Raw genomic sequence first — 18,138 nt, 5'->3', positions numbered from 1 at the left:
ACCAGGTCGGCTGCTTACGGAGAAAGGATACGCATGCTCATCGAATTCCAGAAGATGAACGGTCTCGGGAATGACTTCGTCATGATCGACGACAGGGGAGAGGCCTTGGAGCTGGCTCCCGACGCCGTGGCGCGCCTATGCGACCGCCACTTCGGCATCGGCGCCGACGGCGTGATCCTGGTACGCCCCTCCAAGCGCCCCGAGTGCGCCGCCTACATGCACTACATCAACTCCGACGGGACCTTGGCCCAGATGTGCGGCAACGGCGTTCGCTGCTTCGCGAAGTTCCTGGTAGATAACGGCATCGTAGACGCCGAGGCGGGCGAACTCACCGCCGACACCCTGGCAGGCCCCAAACCCATCCGCTTCACCACGGACGACCGAGGAATGCTGGCAAACGCCACAGTGGACATGGGTGCGCCCATCCTCGACCCGAGCCAAGTGCCGGTAGACGCCGCCCCCGACGCGCAAGCACCCCAGGGCGCCCCGTTCGTCTCGAAGCTCTCCATCGACTCCCCCTGGGGCACTTTCCGCTTCACCTGCGTATCCATGGGAAATCCCCATGCTGTCACGTTCATCGACGATTTCGAGACGCTTCCCGACGACGCCTTCACCGACCCCTCGCGCAAGGGCCTCGACACCTTCGACGTGCACAAGGTCGGGAGGTTCTTCGAGGGCCACGAGCGCTTCCCCGAGAAGGCCAACGTGGAGTTCGCAACCGTCGATCGCCCGGGAACGGACGAGCAGGAGGGGGCGCTTTCCATGAGGGTCTACGAGCGAGGATGCGCCGAAACCCTGGCCTGCGGCACGGGCACCTGCGCCACCAGCGTCGCAGCCTGCCTGCTTGGCCTTTCGGGCCGCAGCAACCTGGTCCATCTGCGCGGGGGCGACCTGCACATCCGCTGGAGCGAAGGCGGCAGCGTCTTCATGACCGGTCCCGCCGCCACCGCCTTCGCCGGAACCTTCGAGCACTAGCCGGCATGCCGGCAGCGATGCTGGCGCCGAGAAACGGTGGTTTCCATGTCTGAATTCGAATCCGTAATCGAACGCGGTCCTCGGACGCGCCTGGAAGAGCGGCGCGAGCGGGCGCTGCTCGTAGGCGTCGATCGCCCGGGGCTCTCCTGGCCACTGCAGGCCACCTTGGCCGAGCTCGAACGACTCGTGGATACGGCCGGGGCCGACGTGGTTGCCAGAACCACCCAGCGCCTGGACGCTCCGAACCCCAAGACCTTCATAGGCAGCGGCAAGGCGGAGGAGATCGCGCAGCTGTGCAAGGACCAGGAGATAGACCTGGCCGTGTTCGACGACGAGCTGACGCCCTCGCAGCAGTCCAACCTGGAGAAGGTCGTGGGCAAGCCGGTGAAGGTCATAGACCGCACAGCTCTCATCTTGGACATCTTCGCCCTACATGCCTCGACCAAGGAAGGACGCTTGCAGGTACGTCTCGCCCAGAACCAGTACCTGTTGCCCCGCCTGAGGGGCATGTGGGCCCACCTGGCGTCGAACCGCATGGGCGGCGGCGTCGGGTCCCGTTTCGGCGAGGGCGAAAGCCAGCTGGAGGTCGACCGCCGCATGGTGCGCAAGCGCATCACCTCCATCAAGCGGGAGCTCGCCCATCTGGCCGACGTACGGGCCGTGCAGCGCGAGGGGCGCTACGCATCGGGCATGTTCAAGGTGGCGCTGGCAGGATACACAAACGCGGGAAAGTCGAGCCTGATCAACCGACTGACCGGGTCGGACGTGCTAGCTTGGGACAAGCTGTTCGCCACGCTGGACTCCACCACCCGCAGGCTGGTGCTGCCAGAAGGTCGTCAGATCACCGTCACCGACACGGTCGGATTCATCCAGAAGCTTCCGACCACCCTGGTGGAATCCTTCAAATCCACCCTCGACGAGATTTCCGGCAGCGACCTTATCCTCCATGTCGTCGATGCCTCCTCGGAGGAGTTTCTCGACCAGATAGACGCCGTGGAGGAGGTGCTCGGCCAGATAGAAGCCCATTCCATCCCGCGTATCGTAGTGTTCAACAAGATAGACCTGCTCGACCGGCAAACGGTCGAGGCCCTTCGCGCCCGAAATCCCCACGCCCAATTCGTTTCCGCGCAGACAGGGGAGGGGATAGACGAGCTCATAGGCCATCTCTCGCGCGCAGCCGCAGCAGCCGATACCGCCATGGACGTGCTGATCCCCTACGACAAGGGCTCGCTGGTCTCGATGGTTCACGAACGGTGCCGCATCATCGGCGAGGAGCATACGGAAACAGGTACGCGCATATCGCTGTTCGCGCCAGCTGCCTACGTCTCGCAATTGGAGCCGTTCCGGATTAGCTAAGGTGCTTGCCCGGTGCACCATGTCGCACCGGGCAAGCACCAAGTACCCGGCGCTGTGGATACGAACAGCTACATACGGCGGAAAACGGCGGTCACTTTGCCGACGATATAGCAGTCGTCGACGATGATGGGATCCATGTAGCGATTCTCCGGCTGAAGCCTGATATGGTTGTCCTCGCGGAAGTACCGCTTGACCGTCGCCTCGTCCTCGATGAGGGCGACCACCACCTCGCCGTTGGAAGCCACGTTCTGCTCCTTCACCACCACGTAGTCGCCGTCCATGATGCCGATGTCGATCATCGACTTGCCATGGACCTCCAGCAGAAAGCTCGCGGAATCACCGACGATGTCGGTGGGCAGGGGGAGGTACTCGGAGATGTTGTGCTCGGCGTAAATGGGCTCGCCTGCCGCTACGTCGCCCACAAGCGGCAGGTTCATCACGGTGCTGAAGCTCTTCTCTATGACCGAAGCCGGATTGACGACGTCCTTGAGCGCGTAGGTAAGCGCGATGGAGCGGGACTTGAGCGGATCGCGGGTGATAAGCCCTTTGTCCTCAAGCGCCTTGAGGTGCACATGCACGGTAGAGGGGGAGGAAAGACCCAGGTCGATGCAGACTTCGCGAACGGTAGGGCCGTAGCCCTTCTCCCGTATGCATTTCTCGATGGAGTCGAGAACGGCCTGCTGGCGCTTCGTGACCTTCGGCGACGGTCGGTCGGCCATAACGTACCTCCCATGGGCGTTTCTCAATGAAATCGACGCTCTATCGAACAGCGTTCTATATTTGGAGACTATACAACGAACATTGGTTCTATGCAACCTATGCACAAGAAAAGTTCCCTATTTCTTTTCCGCTCTCGTGGCGCATCTCGTTGATACACAATATCTTGTATGCTAGGCTTTTCCAAACCCAACGATAAGGAGCATGTATGCGCTGTCCTGCCTGCGGAAACCCCGAATCAAAGGTTGTCGATTCGCGATCGTCGGAGGACGGAAGCGCTATTCGCCGGCGCCGCGAATGCCTTGCATGCGCCCATCGCTTCACCACCTACGAACGCCTGGGGGACACCTCGCTCATCGTCATCAAGACCGACGGATCTTCGGAGGCTTACGACCGCAACAAGCTCATGCGAGGCCTTCTGATCGCCTGTGCGAAACGGCATATCACGCCAGATCAGCTTGAGAATCTTATCGACAGCATAGAGTCTGAGCTCCGCCTGAAGAACCGCTCCGAAATCGGCTCCAAACAACTGGGGGACATGGCGCTCGTTCGCCTTGGCAAGCTCGACGAAGTCGCCTATGTGCGCTTCGCCAGCGTGTACAAGGACTTCCAAAGCGTCGAGGAGTTCCAGACGGCGCTGGATCATCTAGAGAGTTAGATAGAGGTAACTTTATTTTGGAAATCCGTCCTGACCTTACTGCGGACGCTGCGCGCAACGATGTTGCCGTACGCATCCACGTTCTCGGAGGGGGTCGGGTTCCCTCCTATACGCGCTCCGAGGATGCGGCCGTCGACCTGCGCTCAGCAAGCGCGCTCACTATCGGACCAGGCCACCGCTTGCTCGTGCCCACAGGCATACGGCTCGCAATCCCAACCGGCTTCGCCGGACTGGTGCTACCGCGAAGCGGTCTGGCAATCAACCATGGGATTACGGTTCTGAACGCTCCGGGGCTTATCGACGAGAATTATCGCGGCGAGATCAAGGTGGCTCTGCACAACACTTCCGATGCAGCCTTCTCCATTAAGCCCGGAGACCGCATCGCTCAGCTGCTCGTGATTCCCGTGCCTCGAATCCGGTTCCAGGAGGTAGAAGAACTTGACGAAACGGAGCGCGGTTGCGGCGGATTTGGCAGCAGCGGGTTGTAACGCACCGAAAACCGCTCGAAACCATGAGTTAGTACTCGTCCGAAGGCAAAACCACCCCTTAGAATGGCTCTCAGAGCCTCGTTTGCAAAACACCAGGTCAAACCCACCATTTTGAGGACTATTCCATGAGCTACGTTCAAAACACCGAAGAAAAGCCCTCCGAGGACAGCTTCCGGGAGGAAAACGCCGAAAGCGAATCGGCTCCCGATGCCCAATCGCCAAAGGCACCGTCGGATTCTCCGGCACCGGACCCCAGGAACCGTGTAGACACGCAGCACACCCCCAGCGCAGGCTCCCAAGGCGCCGAGTCTCGCACCAGCCCTTACCAGGCTCATGATACGGGGACCCAGTACGCCCAGAACCCGAACTACCGTAGCGCGGACGATCCTCTGAAGAAGTGTCGCATGCTGACTCTGGTCGCGAGCATTGCCGGCCCGGTGTCGCTGTTTATCGGCGGAACGCTACTCGATATCGCTGGACTCATCTGCGGCATCATCTCATACGTGAGCCTGAATAAATTCCTGTCGCAGCCATCGCGACAGAGCGATTATGCAAGGGCGCTGAAGCGGACGACCGTAGTGGCTATGGCGATATGCTGCGTGGCCATGGCGCTCAACATTGCAACCGTAATCGCAATCATGCCGGAGCTCATGCAGATGCTCGAGTCAGGAGAGCTCGCCAACATAAGCGCAGCGCCTACAACCAGCGCGCCCAGCAGCACCTGGGGATAGCTTACAGACAGGTCTGCGGAGCGCTATCACAATAGCTCTCCCACCTGGCCATTTGTTGTATAAGGTTTATTGATAATATATCTGGTGGAAGGGTCAAAAAACAGCGCGAGCGGTAGGCTAGGGGCAAAAACGACGGTATAACAAACATTATGTAAGGCTATTCAGACCCTCACAAAGTATGCCTGGCGTAGTCGTTAACAAAGGACTTGACCAAGTTAACATGGGCGGTCACGTAGTCCAGATACTCGGGCTTATGCTCGACCAGGAGCGCCAGGAGGGCGGAGAAGGACGTAATCTCAAGCTCGGTAATGAGCTGGTACACGTCGCCGAAATCGACGTTCATAACGTTGGAGAGGTTGACGGAAAAGCCCGCCATATCCACGACCTCGGAAAGGTCATACTGCGCCTTGTCCTCCTGGCCGATGTGGACGAGATAGCGATAGGCGCCAATCTTGTTGGGCACGGGCTTGCAGAAGAGGACACCGAAGGACGCTGGGAGGGCCTGCAAGACGGTATCAGCCCGAACAGCGTTCCCGAAACTCAAGAATACAGTGAACATGGGGCTTCTTGGGCTTCTCAACGCCTTCATCGCCAATCACCGTGTCGCGATCGTGGACGATATAAGCGCCAGGTATCATAAGCTCGTGGAGCTGCGTTCGCCAATCGGCGGGCAGGTTCTCCAAAAGCTGCACGAACCACCAGCAACGGGACTTCTTGGATACGGCCATTTTTAACTAGTCCTTTCTAGATTGTTACTTTCTGGCACACGGCACACGCCCCCTATATCAAGTAAGGGGGCGTATACCGTCGGCGGAACGGCGGGCAACCGAGCGAGAGCGCACAGCCGCCGCCGTACCCCCTCGCGGGCGCTTCGCGCGGGGGAACCCCCCGACCCCCGCGCAAATCCCCCGCGAGGGGGATTAGGAGTCGGGCAGCAGCTCGAAGCGGTTATAGCTGTCGTACAGGCGGAAATAAGCCTTGCGAGGCAGCAGCCAGGCAGTGCCAACCTTGTCACCAAGGCCGTAATAGCAGGACACGGCCACAAAGAGACGGCCACGGAAAGGCAGGGACAGCAAAAGCCCCTTCAAGCCCATGTTCCCCAACTTCCGATGCTTCACCTCGATTTCGACCAGCGAACGAATCTGACGGTCTATCATGCGGTCAAACTGCGCGACAAGAACGACCTTGAACCCGAAATGCCTATGCTGGGAGAAGAAGCTAATCCACTCCATGCGCTCCCCCTGGCTCCAAGCGCGGGAGTTGAAAACCAACTGGGCTTCGTCGATTACGAGCAAGATAGAATCCTCCCGAACGGGCTTCTTGCCCCAGAAGTCGCTAGCGAAGGCCATAAGGTCGGACGGATGCAGCCTGTCGTTGGGAACGTACCTGAAAAGCTTGTATCCCTTAGTTTTCTCGTTGATGGCGAAATTGCAGATAACGGGAAGCTTCTTGAAGCGCAGGTGGTCGCGTATGACACGCGCGGTATGAAGGGACTTGCCACTTCCAGGGGTGCCGCTGTAAAGGTAAATCACGGGAAACCTCCTAAGGACGAACCATCCTGGCCGCGCCCTGGACGGAGCCAGGGACGCGAACAGGGGTTTTACGAAGCGAAACAGCTACGACCAGGGCAAACGCAGGGAGGAAAAGTGAAGTTAATCCCCGCTAGCCCTTGGTAACCGATTGCACTACATGCATAATCAGCAAAACAGCGTTGAGGACGATAAGAAGCCCAATCCATACGGTAAGAACAGTAAGAAGGGTGTCCACTGGAATGAACCAGTTGATGGCGGAAAGCGAGCGACTGACAGGCTCGGGAAGGGCAATCGGCAAAGTAGAAACATCGATGGTCGGCAGCAGACCGAGGACGAGCATGAACAACGCAAGGATGCCGCCAAAGAGCATACCCAAAACAGAAGAGACCATTAGGCCGCACCTCCTGTGAAGTCGTAAACGAAATTCCTAGTATTCGCAAGCAACAAGATGATGAAAGCGACCGTGACAACCCAGCGGGAAATCTCGGCGAACTCACCAGCAACGGAAAAATCAAGAACAAATGGAGTGCCGCCAATATCGAACTCGAACACAGGCGGAGCGCCCTCGAAGGCGAACAAGCCCAATACCTGCTTGAATACGGCGGGGATACAGAAGGGAAAGGCGTTCTGCATGGCGCTTTGGACGGCGGCAAGCTGCGTCGCGCTCACGATGCTGTCAAAGTCGCCGAGAAAATCATCAACCAAGTCCTTGACGCCAGCCAGGAAGAGCAAATCAACGATGTCGCCAAGAAGCATGTTGGAGAGCTTGACCTGCTCCACAACGTCCGAGTTATCAACGGTCACGTCCCCAAGCTCCAAATCGCCAGTAATGACAACCTCGCGAGTATCCAGGGCGGCTATAACGTCCGAGAAGCCCTTGGAGACCAGGGACGCATCAGAGATACCGGCCTGCCAGATACGGTAGAGCAGGCCAGCGGCGGTATAGGTGTTGTCGCCGGTGACGTACTGAAGGCGGTTGCGTATTTGCTGCGCGAAGCCCGCGACGGAGACAACGGAGCCGTTATCCCCCAAAGAGAGCTTGCCGTCAACGGTCACGAGCCTGTCATAGGTCATCGACGCCAGGGAGGCGAGACCGTAGGTGACGCCGTTTCGATCGGCGCCGAGACGGCCGCGAATATGCCCGAGAATCTGGGCAGCGGACAAATCGCCGCCATCAACCGAGGTATGAAGGCGACCGTCGACCGTCCCGAGCCTGTCATAGGTCATCGATGCCAGGGAGCCGAGACCGTAGGTAACGCCGTTCCTATCGGCGCCGAGACGCCCGCGGATATGCCCGAGAATCTGGGCGGCGGAAAGAACGCCGCCATCCACGGAAGCCCTAAGGGAGCCGTAGATATCAGAGAAGCCCTTGGAGACAAGGGAACCGTTGTTGACCACGTGGCCGTCCAGAATCTCCACGTCCTCCCAGATGCCATAGGCAGAATGAGCAACGCTGTAGGACTTGCCAGAAACGGAATACTCCAAATCATCCCAAACCTCGTAAAGAAGCCGCGCAGCTCCATAGCCGTTGGAATGAAGATTAGTATCGATGGCGGCCAGGAAATCGGCAACGCTGTAGCCGTCCTTCTCCAAATCATCCCAGATGCCGTAAAGCATACGGGCGGCAGAGTAAACCGTATTACCCGAAGTATATTCCAAATCGTCCCAGAGTTCATAAAGGATATGAGCGGCAGAGCGACCCGAATAGAAAAGATAATCATTCGTGGTTGCAAGTCGAGAATAGATATTGGAAAGAGCAGTATTTAACAAGCCTAGACGCGAATAGATATTGGCGACGTTCCTAACGATGCCATCAAGCATATGAGTTTGAATGATGCTGTTATAGATAAGTTCGTAACCAGTCGAATCAACAACATCGTTATAAGCCTCAACCGTCGAGGAAAGATAGCCAATACCAAGAGCAGAAAGACCAGCCTTGACCTGCGCATCAAGACGAGGGCCAATAGCTAAAGTAGAGACGCCAGCGCCATATCCGAGAGATTCCCAAGCAGTCGAAGCAAGAAAAAAATCATCCTCTTGCTCATCACTTAAATCACCGAGCGAAGAATAAAAGGACAAAACCTCGAAAAGAGAATCACGAGAATAGGAAAAATAAGGATTAGAAGAGCTTTCAACTACTTGTTCCGAAGAATCTTCTTCATCTCCTTGGAATCCCTCCGCCTGCGCTTCTGCGCTTCCGTCTCGCCTATCCTCGAAGTCATCTTGAAGCCCAGAACCGAAAGGGCTATCACCGACAGAGACACCAGAAGCGCCAGAGCCTGCCGAACTAGAAGAGTCTGCGTTATCGGGTTCGGAAGAACTAAGAAGGTCGGGAGAATCTCCATCAGCCATTGAAGCTGACGAAATGCCATCAAAAGACACGAAGCCATCAAAAGAACCAGAAGAACCCTCAGAAACAACTTCATACAAGTCCCCTTCGTCCGCAAAAGCCCTTACGGGCACAGGATAGCACGACACCGCCAGGGCTGCGGCCAGGAGGACGCTGAAGAGCTTGCTGTTAGTCCAATCGGGCATGGAACACCACCTAGAAACGAAGAAGGGGCGCCGACCGAGTATCAGCGCCCCAGGGCAGGAGAAGCCCGCAAAGGGCGGGAATGCTAGCCGCGCGTGAAACGGCGCACGAAGCCCCACACGGCGGGAACCACGATGAAGATAGCCGCGACGCTCAAAATAGCGGGCAGGTTCGCGCCAATGGCGCTCTGCAGGTTGGAGCCAAGGCCAGTGATAGCAGTGGTCATTGCGGTAGTGATGGTTTCCATAGGGGTAACCTCCATTCTTTCCCTCCTTATCGGAGAAGGCGTTTACATACGTTAATCAAGCCGAAAACCCCGAAGCTGGCCAGGCCGCAGAACATCGACAAGAGAAACCCGACTGGAACGAAGCCGAAAAGGTTAAGGACGAAATCCAGGAACCCTTCGGGCAAGTGCTGCGTCAGAGCGTCCATCTACAGCACCAGGAAAACGAAGCAGAGGACGAACAGCAGCGACACGACACGCGACGGCAGGCGCAGGAGCAAGGGAGCATCCTTCGAGCCGTCGAACATGAGTCCGAAGTACTGGTAAAGGCACTTGAAAAGCTGGTAGACCACGAAAGCGAAGGCCACGACGGACACCAGGGAGACGACGGACAGGACAACGAGAAGAGCATCCACGGTCAAAACCTCCATCAATCGAAGAGATAGAACAAAAAGACCAAATAGAGCAAGAGAACAAAACCAGTAACAAAGAAAAGAGCCGGCACTAAGACCTCCATTTATCAGAGAACGAGAGCCAGAGATTGGCGCCGAGCAGGAGCAGAACGGAGAGCAATAGGAACGACAGAAGAACGGTCTGCATGCTCATATGCTGCATACAATCGTCGGCGAACTCGCCGAAGCCGGGCTGTAGAACCACAGCAGAGGACGAAGCTTCATCATCTGCAGCAGCAGAACCCACCGTAGGCGCATCATCCGGCGGAACCTCATAGGCGCCGTCTCCCTCCACGGAACGGGACACATCGTCGGCCACCTCCTCGGGCTTGGGAAGAAACTTGAGGTCAGCCATAGACAAGCTCGCATCCGCTGAAAGAAGGCTCGTAGGGAGCCGAGAACATGTCATCGGAGTTCGCCAGCTGGTCGATGACAAGACGGATGAACAGACGGGCGTTCGGGTTGTCCTGGTAGGTAAATACGATGTTTCCGTTGTAAGGGTTCATGGCGATGTGGAAAAGCTCACCACGGGGAACGTCCAGCACCTCGGCAACATCGGGTATCGGCTCGAACGGGAGAATGAGCAGCTTGTTAGGACGCATAGCGACCACCGCCCAGCTACTCGCAGGAATCGAACTCGAGACGGCAATACTTCTCGCCAGCGTTCACATTGAAGAAGAAAACGTGGCGCTCCTGGGCTTCGGGAAGAACCTTGCCCTTGGGAACGTTGACCTTGAAGAGCTTGCCAAGGTCGGTGTCGTAGACGCGCGCGTTGTGGAACTCGACCTTGCGCCCGTCCTCAGCCTCGAAAACACCAGAGTTCTCGTCCAGAACAAAACCGTTGCATTGCGTGAACATGGTTACACATCCTTTCAAACGTTCGGCAGACAACCTTAGCCCGCCATCGCGTCGGATTGTGCCCCCGCCCCTCATACGCAAACGGTTTTATTGATAATATATCTTATGTAAACTTGAAAAGCAGAGCCATACTATATTCGGAGATTATGCATCTTGGACCGATAAAGGGTCTCCCCTTGCTCGCGCAAAAGGAAAGGCGCGCCCTGCGAGGAGCGCGCCTTTCTGCGATGAACTGTGTAGCTGTATCTTACAGGTTGAACATCGCAATGCCGAGCTGCTGGAGGCCGGCATCGGTTACCTGCCACTCGTTGTTCTCGCAAACCAACGGAAGCGTCACGGCGCCGGTCTCGGTCGCAGGCACTTCGGAGATGGCCTGCAGCACGATCTCGCCCACCTTCTTGTTGATCTCGTCCTCGGTCATGGAGCTCACGTCGTCGCTCGTAGCAAACTCCTGCGAAGCCTCGGTGATCTTGGTGTACACGTCGGTCAGCGTCTTCACCTTCAGAGTGACAACCGCCGTGGCCTTGTTCTTGTCGCCCTCGTCGATGGTCACGGAATCGATGGAGTAATCGAAGCCGTCGAAATAGGTCTCCATGAAAGACTGCGCGGTGATGCCGTAGGTTTCCAGCTCGCCGGCGGCGTCCTGGGCCCCGATCTCGGCCATAAGCTCTCCGTCGAGGTTCTTCACCTGGTCAAGCTCGCGGGTCAGCCCTTCGCGGATGACGTCCTCCGAGCTGGGCTGGCTGCAGCCCGCCAGGGCGACGCAACCGAAGGTCAGCATCATGGCGGCAACGGCGGCAGCAAGTACCTTCTTCATGCGATTCTTTCCTTTCCTAAATCCTACCCTTCCTTCTGCAGTGCACAGGCTCACAATCCGACACTGTGCCACCAGCATACAACCATCTTCCGCAAAGCAGACGCTCAGAGAGCAAATACCATCAGATGACTTATAATGCTTCGCCGTCGCGCTAAACCAACCTGGAAGGCCACCTATGGGCACACAGACAGACGCACCTGCGGCCGCGCAAGGCTTCGCACCCCTCACCGCCTCTATGGCCCTCGACCTGGCCGCCCCCCATACCTGGCCCGCCTCGGTGCTTCCTTGCCTGGTGGCGGTCGCCGCGGCAAGCACCGTGAGCCCGCCTTCGCTCTCCACCGTCCTGGTGCTGCTTGCCATCTGCATCCTCATGCAGGCGTCGGTCAATACGTTCAACGATTACTACGACTATGTGAAGGGCTCCGATTCGGCAGAGGACAACCTGGAGGCCGATGATGCGGTGCTCGTGTACAACAACGTGAACCCATCCCACGTGAAGGGCCTTGCCGTAGGGTTTCTCGCTGCCGCCTTCATGCTGGGGTCCTACATTATCTGGCTTGCCGGATGGGTGCCGCTGGCCATCGGGGCGGTGGGCGCCGTCTTCGTCGTTGCCTACTCAGCTGGGAAGACGCCGGTGTCGTACCTGCCCGTCGGCGAGCTGGTGAGCGGCGTCGTCATGGGCGGGCTCATCCCCCTTGCCTGCTACTACGTCCTGACGGGCCGCCTGGAGCCGCTCATGCTGCTCTGGGCGGTTCCCACCATGATCGGCGTGGGGCTCATCATGATGACGAACAACACCTGCGACATCGAGAAGGACGTCGAAGCCGGTCGGCGCACGCTTCCCGTAAAGCTCGGGCGCAACCGAGCTCGCACGGCTTACCATGCCGCAGCCCTAGTTTGGACCGCCTCCATCGCCGCAATCGTCGCCGTCTTCTTCACTGGCGGCATACTGGTGCTCCCCTTCATGCTGCTAGCGGTATATCCCCAGATGAAAGCGCTTTTCGGAAATCCCCTTGCGCCGCAGTCTCGTATAGCGGCCATGGGGCAGATCGCCGGTGTCAACATCACGTTGGGCACATTCTACGCCGCGGGGATCTTCGCAAGCGCCCTCCCCTTCTGCTGGTAACCCTCCCCTGCCGCAGCACGCCTACCGAAACGGTATCTGCACCTTGTCGGGAAAGCGCGCAGGCAAATCCTCAACGGAAAAGCCCTTCAGCAGCTGCTCGGGCAAGGCAGGCTCGTCGGCAGGCTGCAGACCCGCAACGTAGGCGATATGCCCCAGCACCGCCTGGGGGCTGCCGTACTTGGCAAGCAGCTCGTCAAGCGACGCGTCTCTGTCGCGCTTGGACAGCCGCCGGTCGCGCTGGGCCACCAGCAAGGGGATATGGGCGTAGCGCGGCTGCGCGAAGCCGAGAAGCCGCTGCAGGTAGACCTGCTGGGGCGTGGAGCAGAGCAGGTCCATCCCCCGCACCACCGAGGTGACGCCGCCGCTCGCATCGTCGACGACCACGGCCAACTGGTAGGCGAAGGCGCCGTCGGAGCGTTTGATAAGGAAATCGCCGCAATCGCGGTCGAGCCGCTGCTCGTAAGGGCCCTGCACCGCGTCGTCGAAACGAATCGTCTCGGACGGAACGGCAACGCGGTACGCAGGCCGCCTGCCCTCCGCCTCGCGAAGCCGCACCTGCGCATCGCTCAAGCCCCTGCACGTGCCGGCGTACACCAGCTTCTCGCCCCGATGGGGAGCGCTAGCGGCATGAAGGTCCGCCCGCGAGCAGAAACAGGGGTACACGAGCCCTTTGCCGCGAAGCGCCTCGAACGCCTGGCGGTAAGCCTCTTCCCTGTCGTGCTGGTAGACGGGCCCCTCGTCCCAAGCAAGCCCCAGCATCTCGTAATCGCGCATAATCTGGTCCGCGAAGGCGGGCTTGGAGCGTTCCCGGTCCAGGTCCTCGATGCGAAGCAGCATGGTCCCGCCCTGGGATTTGGCCACAAGCCACGCCATGAGAGACGCGTAGATGTTGCCCGCATGCATGCGCCCGGTGGGGCTGGGGGCGAACCTGCCCTTCACCGGACCCTTTGCGCAGACGTCGGCCACCTACTTGCGCCGATCGTCCACGTGCTTCGCCTTGCCTGCGGTGCGCTGGATCCCGCCAGGCTCCACCAGCTTCACCTGCACGCCCACAAGAAGCACGCCCTTGAGCTTGTCGGCTATGGCGCGGCGGAAGGCGTCCATCTCGGCGAAGGAATCGCTCATGGCCTCGGGCTTCAGCTCCACCTCCACCGTCATGACGTCGAGCCCCGTAGCGTTGTCCACCACGATGCGGTAATGCGGCGTCACGCCCTCTATGCCTGCCAGCACGTCCTCCACCTGGGAGGGGAACACGTTGGTGCCGCGGATGATGAGCATGTCGTCACTGCGGCTGCGCACCTTCTGCATGCGCGCCGTGGTGCGGCCGCACTCGCACGGCTCGGTGATGACGCGGGTGAGGTCGTGGGTGCGGTAGCGGAGCACGGGGATGGCCTGCTTGCCCAAGGGGGTGAGCACCAGCTCGCCCGGCTGGCCGTCGGGCACCGGCTCGCCGGTTTCGGGGTCGACCACCTCCCACAGGAAATGGTCCTCGGCGATATGCTGCATGTCGCGGCTGGCCAGGCACTCGCCCGAAACGCCAGGACCCATCACCTCGGTCAGACCGTAGTTGTCGGTGCAGATGATGTGCATGCGCGATTCGATCTCGGCCTTCAAGCCGGGAGGGCACGGCTCACCGCCGAAGAGCCCCACGCGCAAGGGGGACTTCTCCCAATCGAATCCCAGCTTCTCCCCCACCTCGCACACGTGCAGCGCGTAGGACGGGGTGGCGATGAGCACCGTGGTGCCGTAATCCTCGATCATGGCGATATGGCGCTCGGTGTTGCCCGAACCTGCGGGGATCATCATGCAGCCGAGCTTCTGAAGCCCGTAATGCAGCCCGAAGCCGCCGGTGAACATGCCGTAGCCGAAGGCCATCTGGGCGCGGTCCGAGGGCACCACGCCGGCCATCTGGACCAGGCGCATGATGCAATCTGCCCACATGTCCATATCGGATCGGTTGTAGCCCACCACGATGGGCTTGCCCGTGGTACCGCTGGACGCATGAAGCTCCACCACCTCGTCGAGCGGCACGGCGAACAGCCCGTAGGGAAACGTCTCCCGCAGGGCGCCCTTGTCAGTGAAGGGAAGCTTGCGCACGTCTTCGAGCGTCCTGATGTCGCCAGGGGCCACGCCGGCGACATCCATCTTCTCGCGGTACCACACAACGCGCTCGTAGGTCCATTTCACCTGTTGGATGAGCTTCTCCAGCTGAATGGCCCGTATCCGCTCGCGGGAAGCGCACTCGATATCGGGGTTGTGGATGGGAAACCTCTCGTAGTCCTTGTTGCGAAGGGCTTCCAGGGCCTCCTGCTTGGTCAACTGAGACGCCATGGCTACTCGGCTCCCTTCGTCCGCAGCTCGCGGACCGGTCTCGCCAAAACCGCCTGGTCCACCAAAACGACCGGCTGCTTCGACAGCAGGCACTCCGCTTCGTCCAAATCCTTCACCGACAGCGCGATGAACGTCGAAATGAGCGAATAGCTGTACAGCACGTTGATGCCTACGTCCGAGACGATGCCCATGACCCGGGCGAGCTCGCCGGGCTTGTCCTCCAGCGCGACGCACAGCACGTCGGTAGCCTTCCAGGCGGTGCCCATGTCGGACAGAACAGCGGCGGCGCGGTCGGGGTCGTCCACGATGAAGCGAACGATTCCGTAATCGCCCGTATCGGAGGCGCTGTAGCCGCGGACCGACACGTGGGCCGATTCGAAGGCATCCAGCACCCGCTTCATATGACCCGGCTTGCTTTCAAGAAACACGCTCATCTGGCGGACGCTCATGGCAACTCCTAAGCAGAAACGACGGAAACGGCGCGGGAAGCGGCGCGCGGAAACGCAGGCGGGACGCTAGCCCACCGCCTGCTGGGCGAACCGGTAGCCCTCGTGGAAGGCGGCGAGGTTGGCATCGACGGTCTTCGCAGGCACGCGCTCCCGGATGACCCGTTCCCATGCGTCGAGCGGGAACTCCAAGCGGGTGGCGAGAGCGCCCAACAGCACCACGTTCACCGACTTGGGGCTTCCGACCCGCTTCGCAAGGGCGTCGGCGTCGATCACGACCGCTCCCGCATCCCGCAGCCGCCCCGACACGTCGCGTGGCATGGCGGCCTTGCCCGTGAGCACCGGCAACGGAGCGATGGAGGTGTCGGACACCAGCAGATAGCCGTCCCGGCTGACGAAGGGAAGGTTGCGCAGTGCCTCGGTCGTCTCGAAGGAGACCACGGCATCGGCCGTGCCGGGGTCGCACACCATGGACGACACGCCGTCCTTGCCAAAGCGCACCACGGTGGTCACGGAGCCGCCGCGCTGGGACATGCCGTGAATCTCGGAGACCTTCGCTTGGAACCCCGAGGCCAGCGCTGCGCGGGCGAGCAGGTCAGCGGCAAGGATGGTTCCCTGCCCGCCAACGCCGCAGAGCAGCACGGTAACGACGCTTCCCATAGCCTACTCCCCTTCCCTCTCGATCGCCTTGAAGGCGCAGTACTGGGTGCACTGGCCGCATCCGATGCATTGATCCTGGTCTATGGACGCCTGGCCCGTCTCCGGAACCTTCTCGATGGCGGGGCATCCCAGCGTCGGGCAGACGCCGCAACCGGTGCACGATGCGCTCACGTAGTAGGGGGCACGGCGAACGCGGCCGATGAGCACGCAGGGGCTGCGGAAGATGACGACGGACACCGAGGGGTTCGCCACGGCCTCCTTCAGCGAACGGCGAACCGCCAGCATGTCGTTGGGGTCGACCACGGCCACATCCTCAATGCCGAGGGCGCGCAGAACGGCTTCCAGGTCGAGCTCGCGGCTCTCGCGGCCCTGCAGCGTCTCCCCGTTGAAGGGGTTGCCCTGCCGGCCGGTCATGGCCGTGGTGCGGTTGTCCAGGATGCACACGGTGGAGCATCCCTGGTTGTACACGGTGGACACCAAGGACGAAAGCCCCGAATGGGCGAAGGTGGAATCGCCGATGACCGCCACCACGGGCTTGTGCTCGCTGCCGGCCAAAGCCAGCTCCATCCCGTGGGCCATGGAGACGGAAGCGCCCATGTCCACGCAGGTGCTCATAGCCGAAAGCGGCGGCAGCGCGCCCAAGGTGTAGCAGCCGATATCCCCGGTGACGATGGCCCGCATGCGGGAGAGCTCCTTGAAGACGAGCCTGTGGGGGCATCCGGCGCAGAGTGCGGGCGGGCGGGCGGGCAGGTCGGCGGGCAGGTCGCGATGGACGGGCTCATCGATCCCGAACGCCGCACGCACCAGCCCCGGCGTCAGCTCGCCGTCGGCGGGAAGAGGCCGGGGCGTATCGCTCACATCGACGCCGCAGGCGCTCACGCCGTCGCGCAGGTAGACGGAGGCTTCCTCGATCACGTACAAACGGTCGACCGACTCCGCGAACCGCCGGAGCTTTCGGGCCGGAAGGGGCCAGGTGCAGCCGAGCTTGAGCACGGAGGCGTCGGGCAGCGCCTCGCGCACGTGCTGGTAGACGGCGCCGGCGCACACGACCCCTACCGACCCGTCTCCCTCCTCCACGCGGTTGCAGGAGCACTCCTCCGCCCACTGCTCCAAGTCGGCGATGCGCTGCAGCTGCGCCTTGCGCCGCGGCTTCGCGAACGCCGGCATCATAACCCACTTCCGCGGATCGTCGAGGGCCGGGCGAAGCTCGCGCTCGGTGCGCTGCCCCACCTCAACGGGGGTCTTGGTATGGGACACGCGCACGGTCGAGCGGATGAAGAACGGCACGTCGAAGCGCTCGGAAAGCTCGAACGCGTTGCGCGTGAAGGCGAGCGCCTCGGCGGAGTCGGACGGGTCCAGCATGGGGATGCACGCGGCTTTGGCGTACCAGTGGGAGTCCTGCTCGTTCTGGGACGAGTACATCCCCGGATCGTCGGCCGCCAGCACCACCATGCCGCCGCCCACGCCCGTATAGGCGGCGGTGAACAGCGGGTCGGCCGCAACGTTCACGCCCACGTGCTTCATTGTGGTCAGCACGCGCGCGCCCGCGGCGGACGCCCCCAGGCACACCTCCGCGGCCACCTTCTCGTTGACCGCCCACTCGGCGTAGACGCCGTCCTTCTTCGCGAAGGCCTCCATGGTCTCCGTCGAAGGCGTGCCCGGGTAAGCAGCTCCTACGTGGGCGCCAGCCTCCCAGGCCCCCTGCGCGACGGCCTCGTTGCCAGACAAAAGCTGCACCGGCAGCTCCTTTCCATCTCTCTCGGCCGAGGGGCGGCTAGCGCGCCGCTTCCTCCTTGAACAGCAGGCAGAACACGCCTACCTGGATGATATCCCCGTCCCGCAGGTGATGGTGCTCGACGGTTTCGTTGTTCACCCACACCCCGTTGAAGGAATGGCTGTCGGTGATGGCGAAACCGTCCCCGTCGGGAGCGACCACCGCATGCTCGCGGGAGACGGTCATGTCGTTGAGGAAGATGGGGCACTTGGGGCTGCGGCCTACGAGCAGCGGCTCGGTGCCCAGCTGGTAGCTCACCCCGGTCTGGGGGCCGCGCACCACGTGAAGCGACGCCGTCGCCGGCGGCGCGGCCACGAACGAGCGCGACTGCTCGGAGATCTCGATGGGGCTGAAGCGCTGGGTGGCCTCGAGCAGCTTGAAGCCGCAGCTGGGGCACACCCTCACCCCCGCTTCGATGGGGTTGTTGCATACGGGGCAGAAGCTGTTCATCTGCTCCCTCC

The 18,138-nt window shown here is 60.7% G+C and carries 24 protein-coding genes; 6 read left to right on the top strand and 18 right to left on the bottom strand.

All coding sequences use genetic code 11. The annotated features are described in order from the left end of the window. Nucleotides 1–33 precede the first annotated feature (33 nt). Both dapF and hflX read left to right on the top strand, forming a co-directional pair. Nucleotides 34–975: a diaminopimelate epimerase gene (gene dapF / locus NFR41_RS03590; protein ID WP_251230741.1), complete on the top strand. Its 942-nt coding sequence runs from the start codon at nucleotides 34–36 to the stop codon at nucleotides 973–975. A gap of 45 nt (nucleotides 976–1,020) precedes the next feature. Next, nucleotides 1,021–2,331: a GTPase HflX gene (gene hflX, locus NFR41_RS03585; RefSeq protein WP_251230740.1), complete on the top strand. Its 1,311-nt coding sequence runs from the start codon at nucleotides 1,021–1,023 to the stop codon at nucleotides 2,329–2,331. A 68-nt stretch (nucleotides 2,332–2,399) separates the two neighbouring features. On the opposite strand, the gene lexA is transcribed toward hflX, so the two are convergent. Beyond that, complete coding sequence (gene lexA / locus NFR41_RS03580; protein WP_160212481.1) at nucleotides 2,400–3,050, bottom strand: transcriptional repressor LexA; 651 nt, start codon at nucleotides 3,048–3,050, stop codon at nucleotides 2,400–2,402. 206 nt (nucleotides 3,051–3,256) lie between these two features. Between lexA and nrdR the strand changes: the two genes are divergently transcribed. The 3 genes from nrdR (at nucleotide 3,257) to NFR41_RS03565 (ending at nucleotide 4,925) form a co-directional block, all read left to right on the top strand. Further along, nucleotides 3,257–3,706, top strand: coding sequence for a transcriptional regulator NrdR (gene nrdR, locus NFR41_RS03575; RefSeq protein ID WP_160212480.1), 450 nt, complete (start codon nucleotides 3,257–3,259; stop codon nucleotides 3,704–3,706). 17 nt (nucleotides 3,707–3,723) lie between these two features. Beyond that, on the top strand, nucleotides 3,724–4,194 hold the full coding sequence (dut, locus tag NFR41_RS03570; protein ID WP_251230739.1) for a dUTP diphosphatase: 471 nt from the start codon (nucleotides 3,724–3,726) through the stop codon (nucleotides 4,192–4,194). A gap of 125 nt (nucleotides 4,195–4,319) precedes the next feature. Beyond that, nucleotides 4,320–4,925, top strand: coding sequence for a hypothetical protein (locus NFR41_RS03565; RefSeq protein WP_251230738.1), 606 nt, complete (start codon nucleotides 4,320–4,322; stop codon nucleotides 4,923–4,925). Between the two features lie 169 nt (nucleotides 4,926–5,094). Here NFR41_RS03565 and NFR41_RS03560 read toward each other — a convergent pair whose 3' ends face one another. The 11 genes from NFR41_RS03560 to NFR41_RS03510 all read right to left on the bottom strand — a co-directional run bounded on the left by NFR41_RS03560 (nucleotide 5,095) and on the right by NFR41_RS03510 (nucleotide 11,340). Further along, entirely contained in the window at nucleotides 5,095–5,388 is a 294-nt protein-coding gene (locus NFR41_RS03560; protein ID WP_490393092.1) for a hypothetical protein, read from the bottom strand. Nucleotides 5,389–5,440: 52 nt separating this feature from the next. Next, nucleotides 5,441–5,653 carry a Rep family protein gene (locus tag NFR41_RS03555; protein ID WP_251230736.1) on the bottom strand — a complete coding sequence of 71 codons (213 nt, stop codon included), beginning with the start codon at nucleotides 5,651–5,653 and terminating at the stop codon, nucleotides 5,441–5,443. A 192-nt stretch (nucleotides 5,654–5,845) separates the two neighbouring features. After that, nucleotides 5,846–6,457 carry a zonular occludens toxin domain-containing protein gene (locus NFR41_RS03550; protein ID WP_251230735.1) on the bottom strand — a complete coding sequence of 204 codons (612 nt, stop codon included), beginning with the start codon at nucleotides 6,455–6,457 and terminating at the stop codon, nucleotides 5,846–5,848. A gap of 130 nt (nucleotides 6,458–6,587) precedes the next feature. Continuing rightward, nucleotides 6,588–6,848: a hypothetical protein gene (locus tag NFR41_RS03545; protein WP_251230734.1), complete on the bottom strand. Its 261-nt coding sequence runs from the start codon at nucleotides 6,846–6,848 to the stop codon at nucleotides 6,588–6,590. Continuing rightward, a complete protein-coding gene (locus NFR41_RS03540) occupies nucleotides 6,848–8,992 on the bottom strand; it encodes a hypothetical protein (RefSeq protein WP_251230733.1) in 2,145 nt (714 codons plus the stop codon). The genes NFR41_RS03545 and NFR41_RS03540 overlap by 1 nt, the downstream gene beginning before the upstream one ends. Before the next feature lie 83 nt (nucleotides 8,993–9,075). Beyond that, nucleotides 9,076–9,252, bottom strand: a complete 177-nt coding sequence (locus NFR41_RS03535; RefSeq protein WP_251230732.1) for a hypothetical protein — start codon at nucleotides 9,250–9,252, stop codon at nucleotides 9,076–9,078. 170 nt (nucleotides 9,253–9,422) lie between these two features. After that, nucleotides 9,423–9,629, bottom strand: a complete 207-nt coding sequence (locus NFR41_RS03530) for a hypothetical protein (RefSeq protein ID WP_251230731.1) — start codon at nucleotides 9,627–9,629, stop codon at nucleotides 9,423–9,425. An 88-nt stretch (nucleotides 9,630–9,717) separates the two neighbouring features. Next, complete coding sequence (locus tag NFR41_RS03525; protein ID WP_251230730.1) at nucleotides 9,718–10,020, bottom strand: hypothetical protein; 303 nt, start codon at nucleotides 10,018–10,020, stop codon at nucleotides 9,718–9,720. Continuing rightward, nucleotides 10,013–10,267, bottom strand: coding sequence for a hypothetical protein (locus NFR41_RS03520; protein ID WP_251230729.1), 255 nt, complete (start codon nucleotides 10,265–10,267; stop codon nucleotides 10,013–10,015). Before NFR41_RS03520 ends, NFR41_RS03525 begins: the two co-directional genes overlap by 8 nt. 16 nt (nucleotides 10,268–10,283) lie before the next feature. Beyond that, on the bottom strand, nucleotides 10,284–10,523 hold the full coding sequence (locus NFR41_RS03515; RefSeq protein WP_251230728.1) for a hypothetical protein: 240 nt from the start codon (nucleotides 10,521–10,523) through the stop codon (nucleotides 10,284–10,286). A 247-nt stretch (nucleotides 10,524–10,770) separates the two neighbouring features. Beyond that, nucleotides 10,771–11,340 carry a hypothetical protein gene (locus tag NFR41_RS03510; RefSeq protein WP_160212477.1) on the bottom strand — a complete coding sequence of 190 codons (570 nt, stop codon included), beginning with the start codon at nucleotides 11,338–11,340 and terminating at the stop codon, nucleotides 10,771–10,773. Nucleotides 11,341–11,515: 175 nt separating this feature from the next. Here NFR41_RS03510 and NFR41_RS03505 point away from each other — a divergent pair, with 175 nt between their 5' ends. Next, on the top strand, nucleotides 11,516–12,466 hold the full coding sequence (locus NFR41_RS03505; protein WP_251230727.1) for a prenyltransferase: 951 nt from the start codon (nucleotides 11,516–11,518) through the stop codon (nucleotides 12,464–12,466). 21 nt (nucleotides 12,467–12,487) lie between these two features. On the opposite strand, the gene gluQRS is transcribed toward NFR41_RS03505, so the two are convergent. The 6 genes from gluQRS to NFR41_RS03475 form a co-directional block, all read right to left on the bottom strand. Next, nucleotides 12,488–13,405: a tRNA glutamyl-Q(34) synthetase GluQRS gene (gene gluQRS, locus NFR41_RS03500; RefSeq protein ID WP_251230726.1), complete on the bottom strand. Its 918-nt coding sequence runs from the start codon at nucleotides 13,403–13,405 to the stop codon at nucleotides 12,488–12,490. 27 nt (nucleotides 13,406–13,432) lie between these two features. Next, nucleotides 13,433–14,797, bottom strand: coding sequence for a phenylacetate--CoA ligase family protein (locus NFR41_RS03495; protein ID WP_160212476.1), 1,365 nt, complete (start codon nucleotides 14,795–14,797; stop codon nucleotides 13,433–13,435). A 2-nt stretch (nucleotides 14,798–14,799) separates the two neighbouring features. After that, nucleotides 14,800–15,246, bottom strand: coding sequence for an amino acid-binding protein (locus NFR41_RS03490; RefSeq protein ID WP_160212475.1), 447 nt, complete (start codon nucleotides 15,244–15,246; stop codon nucleotides 14,800–14,802). Nucleotides 15,247–15,312: 66 nt separating this feature from the next. Beyond that, nucleotides 15,313–15,903 carry an indolepyruvate oxidoreductase subunit beta gene (locus tag NFR41_RS03485; protein ID WP_160212474.1) on the bottom strand — a complete coding sequence of 197 codons (591 nt, stop codon included), beginning with the start codon at nucleotides 15,901–15,903 and terminating at the stop codon, nucleotides 15,313–15,315. Nucleotides 15,904–15,906: 3 nt separating this feature from the next. After that, nucleotides 15,907–17,640: a thiamine pyrophosphate-dependent enzyme gene (locus tag NFR41_RS03480; RefSeq protein WP_251230725.1), complete on the bottom strand. Its 1,734-nt coding sequence runs from the start codon at nucleotides 17,638–17,640 to the stop codon at nucleotides 15,907–15,909. A 37-nt stretch (nucleotides 17,641–17,677) separates the two neighbouring features. After that, nucleotides 17,678–18,127 carry an FHA domain-containing protein gene (locus NFR41_RS03475; protein ID WP_160212472.1) on the bottom strand — a complete coding sequence of 150 codons (450 nt, stop codon included), beginning with the start codon at nucleotides 18,125–18,127 and terminating at the stop codon, nucleotides 17,678–17,680. Nucleotides 18,128–18,138 lie beyond the last annotated feature (11 nt).

Origin of the sequence: Adlercreutzia aquisgranensis (assembly GCF_943193145.1) — a bacterium.
GTDB lineage: Bacteria > Actinomycetota > Coriobacteriia > Coriobacteriales > Eggerthellaceae > Xiamenia > Xiamenia aquisgranensis.
The sequence above is the reverse complement of the archived record's forward strand: the minus strand, read 5'-3'. Positions and strand labels throughout refer to the sequence as shown.